Below are 16,708 nucleotides of genomic sequence, written 5' to 3' on the forward strand. Positions count from 1 at the left end.
GGGTTGCTCAATACACGGTCGGATGCTGTCTGACCTGGGAGGTCCGAGTCTCGGAGATGTGGTCTCCGTGGGATGGACCGTTACAGTTCGGGGAGCCCCGGATAGCCATCGAAGCGCTCGTTGAATTCGTCGGGCGTCATCTCGTACGAGTCGAGAATCCGCTTCCCTTCCGTGTCCGAGCCGTCCATCCGGACCTGCAGGTAGAGAGAGTCGAGTTCACGCCCCGAGCTCGGGGAGCAGTAGTAAGGGTGCGGAACGTTCGTTTCTTCGGAAGTGCCTTCCATGTGGAGCCGTTGCCTCCGGTTCCGTCAAGGTTCCCGTGCCGCGAGCGCGTTCGGGAGCCATAAGTGAAAAAGGGTACAACTCACCTGTCTCCAGGGAGAGTTTCCCAGTGGGGTGGGCACTCCCGTCAAAATCATCTTACGGGTCGTCACCCGAACGTGTCACCCCCAATTTCTGGACACCGCTGTAAGGCCGGTGGCCGGTTCACGGCGTTTGTTTGCGGTTGGTAATTGAGCAACCGCTCGACCATTCGTTGACATTCAGGTGCCGACTGGAGCGAAGTGGTCAAAGTGGACAGCGGATGGGGGCCGAGGTCGACCGCGGGCGCGTCAAGAGTTGATTGACGTTCCGCGTGGCGTCAAATTAGCCTGTCCACGGCCACGGGCACAACGACAACGGCGAAGAACGGGAGGCCACATGGAGGCCGGTGAGGAGTTCGGGCCCTGGTTGGCCCGTCAGCTCAAGATTGCGGGCAAGACGCAGGCGGAGCTGGCGGAGGAACTGGGGCTGACCCGAGCCGCTGTCTCGGCGTGGATCACCAAGCGCTCGGTTCCGCGGCCGACCGTCATGGGCGAGATCGCCGAGGCGCTCGGCACGGATCTGGGCACAGTGCACATGCGGACCACCGACACACAGGCGGGTCTTCCCGTCACCTGGTACCACCGACCCGGTTATCCGGACGGCGGACGTGACGGCGGCAACGCCGCTGCCTTCGCGTTCGACGCGGATGTCCAGGTGCTCGCGCGGGAGACCTGTCAGAACAGTCTTGACGAGCGGCTCGTGGAGAACGGGCGTCCGGTACGCGTGCGCTACACCATCCATGAGCTGACCGGCGAGGCATTGGAAGCGTTCCGCGCCGCGATCCTCTGGGACGAACTGCATCCTCACTACCTGGCGGTCTCGGAGTCCGCCGCCGATCAGAAGGTCGGGCGGGTCGTGGACGCCGGTGTGCGGGACATGTTCGAGAAGGGCCGCCTGATCCTTCTGCGCGTGGACGACTACAACGCTTCCGGTCTCACCGGCGACGACTACGACGACGGCAAGTTCGCGGCTGTCGTGCGCCGGCAGTTGGAGAGTCTCAAGTCCGGTAGCAGCGCGGGTGGTTCGTATGGCCTCGGTAAGGCGACGCTCTGGGCGACCAGCGCGCTCGGCTTGGTCCTGATCAACTCCACGTTGTCCGTTCCCCACGAGGGCCGCACCGAACGCCGTGTCATCGGACGACTGGAACTTCCGTGGCGCTCCGTCGACGGCCGCGAGTGCGCGGGTCCCGCCTGGTTGGGGCGCCCCGATCCCGAGACGCCCGGCGCGGAGGTGGTCCGCTCGTGGTGGGCCGACACGGAGACGGTCGAACGACTTCACCTCACCCGCGACAGCGACGAGCCGGGAACGTCCTTCCTCATCGTCGGCGCCCACGACGTGGCGAGCCTCGCGTCGGAAAAGGATGACGCGGCCGTCGACGACGAGGAAAGTGGCGGCAGCGAGGACGACGGGACCCGTGACATCACCGTCATGCACCGTCGCCTGGTCGAGGCGCTGGGCCGGGACTTCTGGGCGGCCATGACCGGAGGGGGCAGCAGGCTCCCACTGTTGGAAACGTCCGTGCGGACACTGCGCAACGGCGAAGTCGTCATCCCGGAGGAAAAGGTCGATCCCGGCGAGACGCAACCCTCACGCACGCGTGCGCTGCGGGCCTTCTACGAGGGGACGACGGTGGACCGGCTCACCCAGGCCGGCCAGGTGGCGCTCCGCAACGTGCCGCTTCGTCTGCCCCTCGCCGGAGGACGCCGGGGCACGCTCGGCGTCCACCAAGGGATTCTGCTGGTCACGGAGGCAGAGGACAAGGACGGAGTACCGAACCAGGTCCACTCGTTGCGCGGCAACCGCATGACCGTCAAGAAGAGCGGCGTCAGTGGGTTGCCCCTGGGCGTCAACAACTTCCAAGCGGTGCTCCTGGTAGGACACGCCGCCGGGGAGTCGGCGCCCTTCGCGGCGGAGGCGGAGGAGTTCCTGCGCGCGGCGGAACCGCCCGAGCACGACCGCTGGGGTCAGACCGAGGAGCTGACCCTGCGTTGGTCGCACACCGCTCACTATCGGATCTCCAGGTTGACCACCGAGGTCAACGCTGCGGTGAAGGACTTGGTGGTCCGGCCGAGGAGCGCCGGGTCGCAGGAGAACGCCAAACTGCGTAAGAAACTCACGGTGCAGCGCAAGGCCACCGCTGCCAAGCGGCCATCCGGGCCGGCACTGCCGGAGCTGGACGCGCTGTCCGCCGAGATCGGCGACGCCGGGGAGTGGAGGATCACCGCGGAGGTGAAACTGCCGCGATCCGAGGAACTGCCGGCGATGAGCCCGGTGGTCCTGCTCGACGTCCGGTCCGGCAGTCGGCCGAAGCTCGATTGGGCCGAGTTGGTCGCCGTGGACGGATGCGAGGTCGAGGCCGGTGCGCTCCGCTTCACACCGCACGCCCGCCGAGCCGTCTTCAGGGGCTTCACCGACGTCACCAGCCACCCGGTACGCAGTGAGTTCACACGGCTCGTTCTCGAACTCCGTGCCGGTGCGCAGGGGAGTGAGGCATGAAGTTCTACCCGTACAAGCGACTCAATCGCCCGATCATCCTCCGGGTGACGTCGGCGACGCTCAAGCTGCCCGACGGCACCTTCGACGCTCTGGACACCTCCGCATACTCGGTGCCGCAGCGGACAGTGGCTCTTGGCGTGGCCCAGCACGAGGACTGGGTTTCGGCCAGGATCGGCATCTCCGCCACTCTGCCCCCCGGCGCCACCGATACCGACGCCCCGTGGAGCGGCCTGAGGGTCCTGGCGGTGCTCACCGACGGAGACACCAATCTCCGGACCACCGTGGAGCTGCGGCAGGACGCTCCGGACAGCAAGGAGTGGTCCGGCCAGATCGAGGTGCTTCGCGACGACCATGTGGGACGTGCGAGTCTCGCCGCCTACGCCGTCGCCACCGTCGACGGCGTGGAGGGGCGGTCGATCACCGAGACCGACGCGGACTGGACCGTCGACGTGGTCGCCGAGGAACCGCTGGGTGGTCTGCGGCTGGACGTGAAGCAGGCCAGTTTCTCCAAGAGCGCGAGAGAGTGGCTGCGCCCCTACGCCGACGTCCCTTGGGTGATCGATGCCTCGGGTCGACTGCCAATGGTAATGATCAATACGGATGTCGAAGGCTTCTCGGATCTCCTCGGCGGCAACGGCGGGGGGATCGAGAACAAGATTCACGAGCTTCTGTTGTCCCAGATGGCCACAGATGTCTGGACGGCGGTGTTCCACAGTGCCGTGGGCGATCTGGAGGTCGAACCGGATGGTTCGCCGGTCTTCCCCACCGACTGGAGGGGCGAGGTCCTCCGCGAGATGCTTCCCGACGTGGCGCCCGGGCTGCACGTCGAGGAGGCACTGCGCCGAGTCCATCGGCGGCGGACCGATGACGCGGGCTGGGTGGAACTTCAGACCCGCGTCCACTACGCGGCCGTACGTCGCGCGGGTGCGAGCAAGGCGGTCGCCAACGCCCTGCGCGCGCTGCAGCAGATGAACCGAGAGGACAGCAAGTGATCGAGAGGCCGCATCACGTTCCCGAGCGACTCGGCCTGCTGTCCGGAGCCGCTGCCGACCCGTTCCTCACCGAGGATCTCCTCAGGGGAGTGCAGGGCCACGGCGGTGTCGACCTGGCCAAGGTCGTCGAGCCCCTGCCGGAGGGCGACGCCCGGTGGGAGGTAGAGCCCTTGAGGGACCTCGTGGACGACGCGATGTTCCAGTTCAAGGGCAACCGGACGGACGCCGACGGCTGGCTGGCGCCCCGGTTGCACGCGACACTCCGCCTTACCCGGAGGGAAGCCGCGGACAAGAGGATCTGGAACCATCTCGCCCTGGCCGTCGCGCCTGACTACGTGGCCTGGAGACACCCCGCGACCGCGCCGGAGGGGAAGATTCCGCGCATCAACCCGGCTCGGTTCAAAGGTGCTCCGGACCGTCAGTGCTTCTCGCGGTTGTGGTGGGCGGCGGAGATGTTCCGCAACGGCGCGGACTACATGCCGGTGGTGAAGGCCTGCTCCAACCAGGACCTCATTCACAACGCTCTGCGTCTGAGCCTGGTGGACCATCGGCCAACGGCTCAGGCGTTGGTGCGCATTCTGGAACGAGGGATCGCCGGGACCGGTCGGGAGATCAACGGGTTGATCACGGCGATCAACACCGCAGGCGCCACCTTGATCTACGACGCGTTCGCCGGGGACGAGCCACGCGACCCGCGGGCACTGCGCCAGTGGATCGCGGAGGCCGAGTCCGCACCGCCCGTGCCCCGCCACGATTTGCCCATCGGACCCGATGAGGAGTCCGTGCCGGAGACATCGGTGGAGAAGCTCACCGAGCACTTCGTCAACCTCTTCCAAACGGCACCGGTCAGGGGACGGGTACCGCAGGACTGAGGTGAACGAGGGTCACTTGCCCGTGAGTGGGTGGCCCTCCCACTCCCCGTACTCGCGTGCCTTCACGCGCTCGCCGGGCTGCCAGGCTTCAAGATCCGCGACGGCCTGCTCCAGCCTGGCGCGCGCCTGTTCATCCGACAGTTCGGGTTCGAGGACGTGGCGCAGCACGTGAAGGGCGAGCAGCGGCGGTACGGCGTTGCCGATCTGCTGAGGCTGGTCCTTGCCGCTCCAGGGGTATGCGACGGGGAAAGTCTGGAGCACTCCGGCTTCCGCGAAGGTGAACCGGGCGCACTCTTCCGGGAGCTCCTCCTTCGTGTCCTTGTGGACCAGCCGGTTCCGGGACACCTTGCCAGTGACCGTCGCGGACGGCGCATCGTGGTCGCGTTCGCCGCGCGCACCGGGGTCGCCGCCGGTTCCGTAGTTCGAGATCACGGTGAAAGCCGGCCGGTCCGGTAGATCGGGCGCGATACTTCGTGCCTTCTTGAGAGCCGTCTCCATGGACACCCAGGCCTTCTTCGGCGTCGTGTCGACGACGGTCTCGGGGGCCCAGAGCTGGGTGCCCTCCCCCGTCGACGTCCGAGTGGCAAGGGTCCGAGGACGGTAGCGCTCATGGGTTTCGGCCACCGGGGGAATGTCGGTCTCGCCGAACCGGGCCATGAGCACCGCGCGTTTGCGGGTCTGCGGGACCCCGAACGCCTCTGTGTACATCAGCTGCGTCCTTGTGCGATAGCCCAAGGTGGCGAGCACCGTGGTGTATCTCTCCCACACCGGCATGACAGCGGGAACCTGCTCGAGAATCACGGCCTCGAAGGGCTTCAGTCCTGGGCACCGACACCGCTCGATCACCCACCAGAGCGGTTGGAGGACAAGCCCCGTCCGCTCATCGCCCAGTTTTTCGAGTTCGGCCTTCAGACTCTCCAGCACGACCCCCAGGGAGTTGTACTGCGCGACCAAGTCGTGGAGGTCCGCGTCCTCGGGAGCAAGGTCTCTTGAGGCCCTGAGTGCCTTCAGGACACGATCGATCCTCTCCTGGGAGCGGCCACCCTCCTGGAGGCTCTTCTTGATGACCTTGCGTTCAACGGCACGGAGAGCGTCGACCTCGCGCTTCTCAGCCTTGATCTGCTCAGCCTTGGCCGCCTTCTCCCCGAGCTCCTCGGTGATCTCCCGCCAGGTGCGGGAGATCTCTGCCCACCCCGCTCCGTCCTTCCGTACGACGGCGTGCAGCCGCTCGATGTATCCCAAGACATCGTCCAAGGCCCTGCGACCGGCCCCGTGGCCGGCCACTGTGAAGGTCTGGCAGGGCGGTCCTCCCGTCAGCACCTGCGCGTGAGGGAAGAGTGATGCGCTGTACTTCCGCACGTCGCCGTGGAAGGTGTCCATCCCTGCGGCCTCGCGGGTCGCGCATGCGTCGTCGTCCCACTCGATGCCCGTGACCCGATGTCCCAGGACATCCGCTGCCACATCCAGTCCACCCGGCCCCGCGAACAGGTCCAAGATGCGGAAACCCGCAGGTGGGGGTGGTGCCTTCTCGATGTGACTCATGGGCTTGAAGTGTAGCCGGCGATCGGGGGTGCCATTCCACCCTTTGCCGGTCCGTCTGCCGGCGACCGGAGCGCGGCCGAGATGGCGCCGCCGAGCGCTCTGCCTACAGGCGGAGGAGTCGCGTGTCCGATCTGTCGGTACCGAGCTGTCTTCCGTCCTGTGATCCGCCATTCAGGCGGGAACGCCTGGAGTATTGCCGCCTGGTCCACCGTGATCTTCAACATCTCGGTCACGTCGTTTGAACGCGGCCACACGTAGTCCGGCCCCGGCACCTCGTCGGCGAACGCGCCGGCGTTGACCCCCATCCGCGCCCAGGCCCGTTTGGTCCCGCTCGGGCCGAGGTCCGGGCCGCCTCGGTTGTCCGAGCCCCCCACAACGGTCGGCGCCACGGAGCGTGCCTGGTCTGCCCAGGCATCAACCTCGGGCCAGCCTCGAGCGCCCATCGAGTGGCGCAGCGCCTGGCCGACCGAGACGATTTCGCTCACCGTCCGTTGCGGCGGACTGAAGGCGCGGAACCACGGTCCCTTGAGCGCCACGAGGACGCCCTGCAGCCGCTCCTGCGGGACGCCGAAGTCGGCCGCGTTCAGCACGAACCAGTGGCAGCCGTAGCCGAGATGCGTCAACTCGTCCTCGACGAAAGAGCGGACGTCCGCGTACACGGGTGAGTCCACCAGGGCGGGCAGGTTCTCCAGCAGCACGGCACGTGGCTGGACCGCGTGGACGAGGTAGACCGCGGCTTTGAGCAGTCGTAGTTCCGGCTCGCTGTCCCCACGCCCCACCGCTGCCGAAGCCTTCACCCGGGGGAGACCCGCGGAGAGCAGGTCGACGTCCAGAACCTCCGGGTGCTCCTCCGGAAGAAAGTCGATCAGGTCTTCGCAGACGACATTCCACTCCGGCCGATTGGCCAGCAAGGTCTCGCAGGCCTGACTCTTGTTGTCGAGCAACAGCGCCGGTGAGAACCCGGCGCTCTCCAGCCCTGATGCCAGACCGCCCGCACCCGCGCAAACGTCCACGAACATCAGTCGCTCGGTCATGGTCCCCCTCTTTCACCCCGCGTCACAGACGATTCGGCGATGCCGCACGCTCGTCCGGGCTTCCCCTGCCCCGCTTCTCGAGCGTCACCGTGGCCCCCACTACCGCTGCCACCTCGTCGGGCGGCTCGTGCTCCCAGAAGCGGAGGACGGTCCACCCCTCATGGGTCAGGTGCTCGGTCGTCTCGGCGTCACGCGCCATGTTCTTGTCGAGCTTGGTCCGCCACCACTCGGCATTGGCCTTAGGGCTGGTCGCGTGCTGCGGGCATCCGTGCCAGAAGCAGCCGTCGAGAAACACCGCGACCTTGGCCTTGGGGAAGACGATGTCGATCGTGCGCCGGGGCATTCCGGGCACGGGCACGTTCACCCGGTATCGCAGGCCCCCCGCGTGCAGGAGCCGCCGGACCGCCACCTCGGGCGCGGTGTCGCGGCGGTTCTGCCGACTCATGCGGGCGGAGACGCTGGGGGAGGACGGAACGACACCGGACACACCAGCATTCTGCCGGCGCAGGGGTGACGGTGTGGGGTGGTCATGAACGAGGGCCAACCGCCCCGGCCCGGCATAAGCTCCCCCCATGGTGCGAAGCAGCGCCCCCGACGTGGACACGTACCTCGCCGAGGTCCCCGACGACCGCAACGTCGTCCTGACGCGGCTGCGTGAGCTGTGCCGGGCCGAGCTTCCGGGCTTCACCGAGGTCATGGCCTGCGGCATGCCCGCGTACGAGCGCGGCGGAGTCGCGGAGATCGCCTTCGCCAGTCAGAAGCAGTACCTCTCCGTCTACCTCATGCGCCCCGATGTCCGTGACGTCTTCGCCGAGCGGCTGGCCGGCCGGGACATGGGCAAGGGCTGCCTGCGCTTCCGTAAGCCGGAGAACGTCGACCTCGGCCTCGTGCGGGACCTGCTGCGGGCCACGGCGTCCGCGCCCGGCGCCGTGTGCTGACCGGCAGACAGGCAGCGCAGCGCCCCCCTTTCTCCTCCCTTCCCGCCCTCGCGGACCAGCCATACGTCCACCGATCTACGTGAGGCGCGTCGGCTGCAACCTTCGGCAACCGCCCGGCGGCGGGACAATCCCGCCGTTTGAGTTGTGCACCATCTAGTTGCGCACAACTCAATGGCGCACTATCTTCTACATCAGTGCTCACCGCACACCGGACCTCAACGGAAGGGCAGTGCCATGCCGTTCATCACCGTCGGCCAGGAGAACTCCGCCTCCATCGACCTCTACTACGAGGACCACGGCACCGGGCAGCCGGTCGTGCTGATCCACGGGTACCCGCTCGACGGTCACTCCTGGGAGAAGCAGTCCGCCGCCCTGCTCGCCGCCGGCTACCGGGTCATCACCTACGACCGCCGCGGGTTCGGCCGGTCCAGCCAGCCCGCCACCGGCTACGACTACGACACCTTCGCCGCCGACCTGAACACCGTCATGGAGACCCTCGACCTGCGCGACGCGGTCCTCGTCGGGTTCTCCATGGGCACCGGCGAGGTCGGCCGCTACCTCGGCACCTACGGCTCGGAGCGGGTCGCCAAGGCCGCGTTCCTCGCCTCCCTCGAGCCGTACCTGCTCAAGACCGACGACAACCCCACGGGTGTCGACGGCGCCGTCTTCGAAGGCATCAAGCAGGCCGTCACCGGCGACCGGTACGCCTACTTCACGGCCTTCTACCAGGACTTCTACAACCTGGACGAGAACCTCGGCACCCGCATCAGCGAGGAGGCCCTGCGCAACAGCTGGAACATCGCCGCCGGCGCCTCGTGGTACGCCTCGCTCGCCAGCGTCTCGACCTGGACGACCGACTTCCGCACCGACATCGAGAAGGTCGACGTCCCCGCGCTGATCCTGCACGGCACCGCCGACCGCATCCTCCCCATCGAGGCCACCGGCGAGCCCTTCCACCGGGCCCTGCCCGACGCCGAGTACGTCGTCATCGAGGGCGCCCCGCACGGCCTGCTGTGGACCCACGCCCAGGAGGTCACCGACGCCCTCCTCGGCTTCCTCGCCAAGTAGGGACGCAAGTAGGGACGCAAAGAGGGACGCAAGCAGGGACGGACGGACCGGCGAACGCAGCGGTGCGCCCGCCCGCCGGACCAACCGGCGGGCGGGCGCACCGTTACGCGTGCGTCAGAGCGACGTGCGTCAGAGCACCGTGCGTCAGAGCGCCGGTCCGTGGCACTCCCCGTACGTCCGCCCCGACCCGCACCAGCACGCCTCCACGCGCTCCGGCGGCCACGCCACCGCGCGGCCCCGCGCCGCCAGCGTGGTCGCGTACTGGGGGAGCAGCGCCGGGTCGGCGGGGGAGGCCAGCTCCGAGGCGGCGAACGCCTCGTACGATGGGACCGTGCCCCTGACGATGCCCAGGTTCGGTGTGCCGGAGGCGGCCAGTTCGCGCAGGGCCGCCTCTATCGTCGCCAGGTGTGCCTCGTGGGACGGGTACTCCTCCGCGAGGTCCGGGTACGCCTCCGTCAGCTCGGCCAGTTCACCGGCCGGCCAGTGCAGCACCGCCACCGGGAACGGGCGGGACAACGCCTCCCGGTACGCGCCCAGTTCGGCGCGCAGCCGCAGGATCTCCGCCTCCAGCTCCGCCGGGTTCTCCGAGCCCAGGGACCACACGCGCTTGGGGTCGTGCAGCTCGTCCAGGCCGATGGCGTGGGTGTGCACGGAGTCCGCCACCGCGTCCCACTCGTCGTGCGGGGCGCCGAGCATCCTGCGCACCCGGTGCCGTCCGAGGAGCAGCGGGTGCGTGGCGCGCGGGGGCTCCGGCACGTCGGTCAGCAGCAGCCGGACCGCCTCGGTGAACGTCTCGTGCGCCTGCTGCAGTTCGTCGTGCGCCTCCAGCGCCTCCGCGACGATCACCCAGGGGGCGGCGTCGCGCGGAGCGGCGGTGCGGATGCCGTCGATGATCGCGCGGGCCTCCGCCTCGTGGCCGTACTCCCACAGGTTGGAGGCCTTCAGGGCGCGGACCAGGTACGGGTTGTCCAGGCCGGCGCCCGAGGCCAGCAGGCGGTCGTAGAGGGCGGTCGCGGCGGGGCGGTCGCCGGACAGCTCCCGGTGGGCGGCGGCCCGCAGGAGCAGGGCCTCCGCGTCCTCGGGGTAGCGGTCGGCGAACCGCTCCAGGCGGGCGGCCTCGGTGGTGTGGTCGACGTTTTCGGCAGGCGTGTCGGGGCGCATGGGGGACACGGTACTGCCGACCGGTGACAGAAGTGAGGGCCCGACGACCCTCGGGGACCGTCCTACGACCGTTCCCGCAGCGCCAGCACGCCCACCGCCGCGACCAGCGCCAGCACCGCGGAGACCACCATCGCGATGTCCGTGCCCCGGGCCGGGCCGCCGCCCGACGACGTCGCGATCGCGATGACGAGGGAGACGCCGGCGCACGAGCCGATGTAGCGCAGGGTCTGCTGGGCGCCGGAGCCCATCGCCGCCCGGGCGGCCGGGACCGACTCGACGGCGAGCAGCGGCAGCGCCGCGTTCAGCAGGCCGCTGCCGACGCCGGCGATGATCATGCCCGGGACGAAACGGGCCGTGGAGCCCGCGTCGATCGCGCCGAGCATGGTGATCACACCCACGGCGTGCAGGGCGAAGGCGATGGCCAGCTGGACGCGGGTCGGGATCCGTCCGGCCAGGCGGCGGGCCTGGAGCGCGACGAGGAAGGCGAGGCCCGCCCACAGCAGGGACAGCAGGGCCGTCTGCATCGCGGACATGCCGAGCTGCCGCTGGAGCACCGCCGGCAGGAAGCTGAACAGGCCGATCACCGACAGTCCCGTGAACAGACCGCCGACGGAGGAGGCGAGGAAACCGCGGTGGCGCAGCAGCGACAGGTCGATCATCGGGGTCGCCGTACGGCGCTCCACCAGGGCGAACGCGGCGAGCAGCACGACCGCCGCCCCGAACAGCAGCAGCACCGGCGCCCGCAGCCAGCCGTCCCGGCCCAGGGTGAGGGCCGCGACCAGGGCGACCAGCGCCGGGCCGAAGGTCGCGGCTCCGGCGAAGTCGGGCCGGCCGCCGCGCGCGGAGCGTGACTCGGTGAGCGTCCGGCTGCCGAGGAAGGCGATCACCACGGCGGCGGCGCCGAGGACGCCGTAGACCGCGCGCCACTCGGGTATCGCCGCGGCGAGCAGCGGGCCGACCGCGATGCCCCCGGTGACGAACGCCCCCCACACGCCCGTCGCCCGCAGCCGGCCGGCGGCCGTCGGGAAGGCGTGCACGATCAGGCCGAGGCTGCTCGCCAGCAGGGCCGCGCTGGCCCCGCCCTGGGCGATGCGGGCCAGGGTGAACAGCCAGGTCGAGCCGGCCAGGGCGCCGAGGGCGGTGGTGACGCCGAGCGCCAGGGTGCCCCAGACGAAGATCCGGCGGCGGCCGTAGTCGTCGGCGAGGCTGCCGGCCACCAGCAGCAGGGCGGCGAGGCCCAGCGGGGTGCCGTTGAGCAGCCAGGCCTGCGCGGACAGCGGGGTGTGCAGGGCGGCCGCGGTGGCGGGGAGCGTCACGATCGGCGCGGTGTACGTCATCAGCGCCACGGCGGTGGCGGCGCTCGTCAGGGCCAGCGTGGCGCCCGGGCGCGGGGGCGATCCGGCGGCGGGCGCGGACCCGGGGACGGCGGTGCGCGGGGTGGTGTCCTGCGCCCGCGCGGCGGAGGCGGGGGTGGCGGTCATGTCGTCGGGGTCCTCTGCGGGATCGGTGACGGTTGGCGGGTGATGGAGGCGGGTAGGTTCGTTCATTGAACCTACTGAGGTTCCCCCACGGTAGCACCGGTCAGTTCAGTCAATGAACCAACAAACGTAAAAGTGGTTACAGTGGACGGCATGGCACTGGGCAAGGACTACGCGACGCAGGAGTGCTCCATCGCGAGCGCCCTGGAAGTCATCGGCGAACGCTGGACGCTGCTCGTCATCCGCGACGCCTTCTACGGCGTGCGGCGCTACAACGACTTCCTCGTCCACCTCGGCATCCCGCGCGCGGTCCTCGCCTCCCGCCTCCAGGCACTGACCGCCCAGGGCATCCTCGAGAAGCGCCGCTACCAGGAGTCCCCGCCCCGCGACGAGTACGTCCTCACCGACCGCGGCATCGCCCTGTGGCCCACCCTGCGCGCCCTCGGGCTCTGGGGGCGCGAGCAGCTCACCAAGCAACAGCTGCGGATCTTCCGGCACGCCGCGTGCGGCACCGAGCTCGGGCCGTACAGCGACTGCCCCGCCTGCGGAACCGTCGTGGCCGTGCCGGACGTCGAAGTGGTACCGGGGCCGGACCTCGGCCGCGACCCGGCGGACCCGGTCAGCCGGGCACTGCTCAAGCCCAAGCGGCTGCTGCAGCCCGTGGAGACCGACCCGGCGGCCTGATCCCCGCCCTACGGCGGGAGCTGGCACAATGCGGTGCACCATGCATCACGAGGCGGAGAGGGGGGCACGGCACATGACGCGGCACACGACCGCCGGACGGCCGGCCACGCGCTCCGCGCGCACCCTCCTCGCCCTGCTCTTCCCGCTGCTCCAGGTCGCCCTGCTGCTGACCCCGGCCCCCGACGGCGGACTCTCCCTGGTCCACGTCACCCTCGCCGCGACCGCCGCGGCCGGCGCCGCCCTCACCGCGTGCACCGTGATCGCCGCCCGCTCCGCGCCCGCCGTGCCGCCCACCCGGGTACGCACCGCCCTGCGCGACCGCGACCGGCGTACCGCCTTCCTCCCTCAGCGGGATCCCGACGCCAAGGGGCGCACCCGCCCCCGAGCGCCCGGACACGCCCTCCCGGCGACCGCCGCGTAGGGCATCCCCGTAGGGGACCTCGCAGGGCATCTCTCCCACCGATCCCTCCGTTCCGCAACGCCCGCGCGCGGGTCGTCATGCCGACCTTCCCGATCCCGTCCCGGCCGTCCGCCGCGCCGGGACCCCCGGCACGACGAGACCCACGGAGGGCTCACCCATGTCCGTCTTCGCCAGCCTGGTCGGGCACATCGCCGACCTGCTCCAGCCGCTGTTCGGCCCGTCCGCCGCGGCCGCCGCGATCATCGCCTTCACCGCCCTGGTACGGCTCCTCGTCCACCCCCTGTCCCGGGCCGCCGCGCGGGGCCAGAAGGCGCGGGCCGCGCTCCAGCCGCGCCTCGCCGAACTGCGCCGCAAGCACGGCAAGAACCCCGAGAAGCTGCAGAAGGCCGTGATGGAACTGCACGCCGAGGAGAAGGTGTCCCCGCTGTCCGGCTGCCTGCCCAGCCTGCTCCAGCTCCCGGCGTTCTTCCTGCTCTACCACCTCTTCTCCAACGGCACGATCGGCGGCGAGCCCAACGAACTCCTCGGCCACCGGCTGCTCGACGCCCCCCTCGGCCACCGGTGGGCGGACGCGCTCGGCGACGGCGGGATGGTCGGCGGGGCCGGGCTCGTGTACCTCGGCCTCTTCGCGGTCGTCGCGGTCGTCGCGTACTTCAGCTACCGGCTCTCCCGCCGGATGACGGAGGCCTCGGCGGCGACGGCGGGCACGGGGACGGGCGGCGCGGACCCGCGGGTGCCGGGCGCCGCCGCCATGGGCGGGGTCATGAGGGTGATGCCGTTCATGTCGTTCTTCACCCTGGTCACCGTCGCCGTCGTCCCGCTGGCCGCCGCCCTGTACGTGGTCACCTCCACCACGTGGAGCGTGGTCGAACGGTCCGTGCTGTACCGGTGAGCCGCGCGACGGCGACGGCACGGGCGCGGTCCAGTACGTGAACCGGGTCTTGCGCGGTGGAGCGCCCGGCCTGGAGGATCGGCCGGTCCTCCGACGGCCGCGCCCGCCGCACCGGTCGTTCCCCGTCGGGCGGGCGCCCGCGAGTGAGGGAGACGTGACCATGAAGCTGCTGCGAGTCGGTACGCCGGGACAGGAGCGGCCCGCGCTGCTCGACGCAGACGGCACCCTGCGGGACCTGACGGGACTCGTCGCCGACATCGACGGGACGCTGCTGGCCGACGCGGAGGCCCTCGGCCGGATCAAAGCCGCCGCCGACGCCGGCGCGCTGCCCGTGCTCGCCGGGGCGGCACCGCGGATCGGGCCGCCGCTCGCGCGGATCGGCAAGATCGTGTGCATCGGGCTGAACTACCACGACCACGCCCGCGAGACCGGCGCCGAGCCGCCCGCCGAGCCGGTGATCTTCTTCAAGGCACCGGACACCGTCGTCGGCCCGGACGACACGGTGCTGATCCCGCGCGGGTCCGCGAAGACCGACTGGGAGGTCGAGCTGGCGGTCGTGATCGGACGCACCGCGCGCTACCTGGAGTCGGCTGAGGCGGGACTCGCGCACGTCGCCGGGTACGCCGTCGCCCACGACGTCTCCGAGCGGGAGTTCCAGATCGAGCGGGGCGGCACCTGGGACAAGGGCAAGAACTGCGAGACGTTCAACCCGCTCGGGCCGTGGCTGGTCACCGCCGACGAGGTGCCCGACCCGCAGGCCCTCTCCCTGCGGCTGTGGGTCAACGGCGAGCTGAAGCAGGACGGCACGACGGCGGAGCAGATCTTCCCCGTCGGGGAGGTCGTGCGGTACGTCAGCCAGTTCATGACCCTGTACCCGGGCGACGTCGTCAACACCGGCACCCCGGCCGGGGTGGCGATGGGCCGGCCCGAGCCGAAGCCGTACCTGAGGCCGGGCGACGTGGTCGAACTGGAGGTCACGGGGCTGGGCCGGCAACGGCAGGTGCTGGCGCGGGCGTGAGGCGCCGGTGACGGACGAGGGCCGCGTCACGTCGCCGCGCACCGGCGGCGGTCGCGGCCCTCGTCGTCCTCCTGCTCCTCCTGGCCGGGTGAGGTGACCCGGGCTACGCCCGTGACAGGAAGAGTTCCAGTGCCTCCACCACCATGCGGTGGTCCTGGAGTTGGGGCAGACCCGAGACCGTCACCGCGCCGACGACGCCGACACCCTCGACGGTGACCGGGAAGGAGCCGCCATGGGCCGCGTAGGTGTCCGGATCGAGGCGGGACGACTCCTCGAACGTCGTGCCCTTCGCCCGGAACCGCGCCCCCACCAGGTACGACGCGGAGCCGTAACGCTCCACCACCCGGCGCTTGCGGGCGATCCACGCGTCGTTGTCGGGCGTGGAGCCCGGCAGCGCGGCGTGGAAGAGCTGCTGCCCGGCGCGGTGGATGTCGACCGCGACCGGCGCCTGCCGCTCGCGCGCCAGCTCCACCAGCAGGGAGCCGAGCGCCCAGGCGTCCTCGTGGGTGAACTGCCGGAACACCAGGCGCCGTTCCTGCGCCTCCAGCTCCTCCACCGTCGGCGTGAGCTCGGGGGACTGCTTCGGGGTGGTCACAGGGTCACCGTCACCTTCTCGGCGGCCGAACGGCGCGCCGCCTCAAGGACGTCGAGGGCCGCCGCCGCCTCCAGCGCGGTCACCGGGTTGGGGCCGTCGGCGAGCAACGCCCGCGCCACGGCCGCGTAGTAGGCGGGATAGTCGCCCGGCAGCGTCCGTACGGGGCTGCCGCCGCCGGTCACCGGGGACTCGCCGGAGCCGACACGGCCCCACAGCTCCTCCGGTTCCGCGCCCCACTCGGTGTCGTCGGTGCCCGGGCGCAGGCCGTCGCGCAGGGCCGCCTCCTGCGGGTCCAGGCCGTGCTTGACGTAACCGGCCCTCGAGCCGAGGACGCGGAAGCGCGGGCCGAGCTGGGCGGTGGTCGCGGAGACGTACAGGTGCGAGCGGACCCCGCTCTCGTGGGTCAGCGCCAGGAACGTGTCGTCGTCGGTCCGCGCGCCCTCACGGCGGACGTCCGTCTCGGCGTACACGGAGGTCACCGGGCCGAAGAGGACCAGGGCCTGGTCGACGACATGGCTGCCGAGGTCGTACAGCAGACCGCCGACCTCCGCCGGGTCGCCGGACTCCCGCCAGCCGCCCTTGAGCTGCGGGCGCCAGCGCTCGAAACGCGACTCGAAGCGGTACACCTCGCCCAGCTCGCCGTCGGCGATCAGCCGGCGCAGGGTGAGGAAGTCGTTGTCCCAGCGGCGGTTCTGGAACACGGACAGGAGCAGGCCGCGCTTCTCGGCGAGGGCGGCGAGCGTGCGGGCCTCCGCCGCCGCGCCCGCGACGGGCTTGTCCACGACGACCGGCAGACCGGCCTCCAGCGCGGCGGTGGCGAGCGGGACGTGCGTCTTGTTCGGCGACGCGACGACGACCAGGTCCAGTTCGTCCGCGCGCGCCCACAGCTCGTCCGCCGAGGCGGCGACCGTCACTTCCGGGAACGCGGCGCGGGCCTGCGCCTGACGCTCCGGGTTCGAGGTGACGACCGTGTCGAGCGCGAGGCCCTGGGTCGCGGTGATCAGCGGGGCGTGGAACACGGAACCCGCGAGGCCGTAGCCCACGAGGCCGACGCGGAGGGGAGTGCCAGTCATGGTCCTACTTTCGCAACGCTGTTGCCAAAGTGCAAGGGCGCGCCACAATGGGCAGGTGAACAGGACGTACGGCGCCGGCCT

The 16,708-nt window shown here is 70.5% G+C and carries 17 protein-coding genes; 9 read left to right on the forward strand and 8 right to left on the reverse strand.

Going from position 1 to position 16,708, the window contains the following annotated elements:
- Positions 1–80: 80 nt before the first annotated feature.
- On the reverse strand, positions 81–284 hold the full coding sequence (locus ACIF8S_RS04125; protein ID WP_399997186.1) for a hypothetical protein: 204 nt from the start codon (positions 282–284) through the stop codon (positions 81–83).
- A gap of 334 nt (positions 285–618) precedes the next feature.
- Here ACIF8S_RS04125 and ACIF8S_RS04130 point away from each other — a divergent pair, with 334 nt between their 5' ends.
- The 3 genes from ACIF8S_RS04130 to ACIF8S_RS04140 are packed head-to-tail and all read left to right on the forward strand — an operon-like array spanning position 619 to position 4,723.
- Complete coding sequence (locus ACIF8S_RS04130; protein WP_399997188.1) at positions 619–2,859, forward strand: helix-turn-helix domain-containing protein; 2,241 nt, start codon at positions 619–621, stop codon at positions 2,857–2,859.
- Positions 2,856–3,851 carry a hypothetical protein gene (locus ACIF8S_RS04135; protein ID WP_399997189.1) on the forward strand — a complete coding sequence of 332 codons (996 nt, stop codon included), beginning with the start codon at positions 2,856–2,858 and terminating at the stop codon, positions 3,849–3,851. The genes ACIF8S_RS04130 and ACIF8S_RS04135 overlap by 4 nt, the downstream gene beginning before the upstream one ends.
- A complete protein-coding gene (locus ACIF8S_RS04140; RefSeq protein ID WP_252537077.1) occupies positions 3,848–4,723 on the forward strand; it encodes a DUF6339 family protein in 876 nt (291 codons plus the stop codon). Before ACIF8S_RS04135 ends, ACIF8S_RS04140 begins: the two co-directional genes overlap by 4 nt.
- A gap of 12 nt (positions 4,724–4,735) precedes the next feature.
- Here the strand turns inward: ACIF8S_RS04140 and ACIF8S_RS04145 are convergent, their stop codons facing one another.
- Genes ACIF8S_RS04145 through ACIF8S_RS04155 form a run of 3 tightly spaced genes read right to left on the reverse strand, consistent with a single transcriptional unit; the run spans position 4,736 to position 7,744 of the window.
- Positions 4,736–6,265, reverse strand: coding sequence for a DNA cytosine methyltransferase (locus ACIF8S_RS04145; protein WP_399997191.1), 1,530 nt, complete (start codon positions 6,263–6,265; stop codon positions 4,736–4,738).
- A complete protein-coding gene (locus tag ACIF8S_RS04150) occupies positions 6,262–7,299 on the reverse strand; it encodes a DNA cytosine methyltransferase (RefSeq protein WP_399997192.1) in 1,038 nt (345 codons plus the stop codon). The genes ACIF8S_RS04145 and ACIF8S_RS04150 overlap by 4 nt, the downstream gene beginning before the upstream one ends.
- A 22-nt stretch (positions 7,300–7,321) precedes the next feature.
- Positions 7,322–7,744: a very short patch repair endonuclease gene (locus tag ACIF8S_RS04155; protein WP_399997193.1), complete on the reverse strand. Its 423-nt coding sequence runs from the start codon at positions 7,742–7,744 to the stop codon at positions 7,322–7,324.
- Positions 7,745–7,871: 127 nt separating this feature from the next.
- Here ACIF8S_RS04155 and ACIF8S_RS04160 point away from each other — a divergent pair, with 127 nt between their 5' ends.
- Together ACIF8S_RS04160 and ACIF8S_RS04165 are read left to right on the forward strand one after the other, a co-directional pair.
- The gene (locus tag ACIF8S_RS04160) at positions 7,872–8,237 is read left to right on the forward strand and encodes an iron chaperone (protein WP_399997195.1); all 366 of its coding nucleotides are present in this window, start codon (positions 7,872–7,874) and stop codon (positions 8,235–8,237) included.
- 234 nt (positions 8,238–8,471) lie between these two features.
- On the forward strand, positions 8,472–9,305 hold the full coding sequence (locus ACIF8S_RS04165) for an alpha/beta fold hydrolase (protein ID WP_399997197.1): 834 nt from the start codon (positions 8,472–8,474) through the stop codon (positions 9,303–9,305).
- 144 nt (positions 9,306–9,449) lie between these two features.
- Here the strand turns inward: ACIF8S_RS04165 and ACIF8S_RS04170 are convergent, their stop codons facing one another.
- Complete coding sequence (locus ACIF8S_RS04170; protein ID WP_399997199.1) at positions 9,450–10,466, reverse strand: SEC-C domain-containing protein; 1,017 nt, start codon at positions 10,464–10,466, stop codon at positions 9,450–9,452.
- A gap of 62 nt (positions 10,467–10,528) precedes the next feature.
- Positions 10,529–11,947 carry an MFS transporter gene (locus ACIF8S_RS04175; RefSeq protein WP_399997201.1) on the reverse strand — a complete coding sequence of 473 codons (1,419 nt, stop codon included), beginning with the start codon at positions 11,945–11,947 and terminating at the stop codon, positions 10,529–10,531.
- A gap of 150 nt (positions 11,948–12,097) precedes the next feature.
- Here ACIF8S_RS04175 and ACIF8S_RS04180 point away from each other — a divergent pair, with 150 nt between their 5' ends.
- The 4 genes from ACIF8S_RS04180 to ACIF8S_RS04195 all read left to right on the forward strand — a co-directional run bounded on the left by ACIF8S_RS04180 (position 12,098) and on the right by ACIF8S_RS04195 (position 14,959).
- Positions 12,098–12,628: a helix-turn-helix domain-containing protein gene (locus ACIF8S_RS04180; protein WP_349792542.1), complete on the forward strand. Its 531-nt coding sequence runs from the start codon at positions 12,098–12,100 to the stop codon at positions 12,626–12,628.
- Positions 12,629–12,701: 73 nt separating this feature from the next.
- Positions 12,702–13,049 (forward strand): DUF6412 domain-containing protein, encoded by a 348-nt coding sequence (locus ACIF8S_RS04185; protein WP_399997202.1) that lies wholly within the window; start codon positions 12,702–12,704, stop codon positions 13,047–13,049.
- Between the two features lie 157 nt (positions 13,050–13,206).
- A complete protein-coding gene (locus tag ACIF8S_RS04190) occupies positions 13,207–13,941 on the forward strand; it encodes a YidC/Oxa1 family membrane protein insertase (protein WP_399997203.1) in 735 nt (244 codons plus the stop codon).
- Positions 13,942–14,101: 160 nt separating this feature from the next.
- Positions 14,102–14,959, forward strand: a complete 858-nt coding sequence (locus ACIF8S_RS04195) for a fumarylacetoacetate hydrolase family protein (RefSeq protein ID WP_399997204.1) — start codon at positions 14,102–14,104, stop codon at positions 14,957–14,959.
- A gap of 103 nt (positions 14,960–15,062) precedes the next feature.
- Here ACIF8S_RS04195 and ACIF8S_RS04200 read toward each other — a convergent pair whose 3' ends face one another.
- Together ACIF8S_RS04200 and ACIF8S_RS04205 are read right to left on the reverse strand one after the other, a co-directional pair.
- Complete coding sequence (locus ACIF8S_RS04200) at positions 15,063–15,554, reverse strand: heme-degrading domain-containing protein (protein WP_349792549.1); 492 nt, start codon at positions 15,552–15,554, stop codon at positions 15,063–15,065.
- The gene (locus ACIF8S_RS04205; RefSeq protein WP_399997205.1) at positions 15,551–16,627 is read right to left on the reverse strand and encodes a Gfo/Idh/MocA family oxidoreductase; all 1,077 of its coding nucleotides are present in this window, start codon (positions 16,625–16,627) and stop codon (positions 15,551–15,553) included. The genes ACIF8S_RS04200 and ACIF8S_RS04205 overlap by 4 nt, the downstream gene beginning before the upstream one ends.
- Positions 16,628–16,708: the final 81 nt, after the last annotated feature.

This window comes from Streptomyces sp. NPDC085937 (assembly GCF_044540535.1).
Taxonomy (GTDB): Bacteria; Actinomycetota; Actinomycetes; order Streptomycetales; family Streptomycetaceae; genus Streptomyces.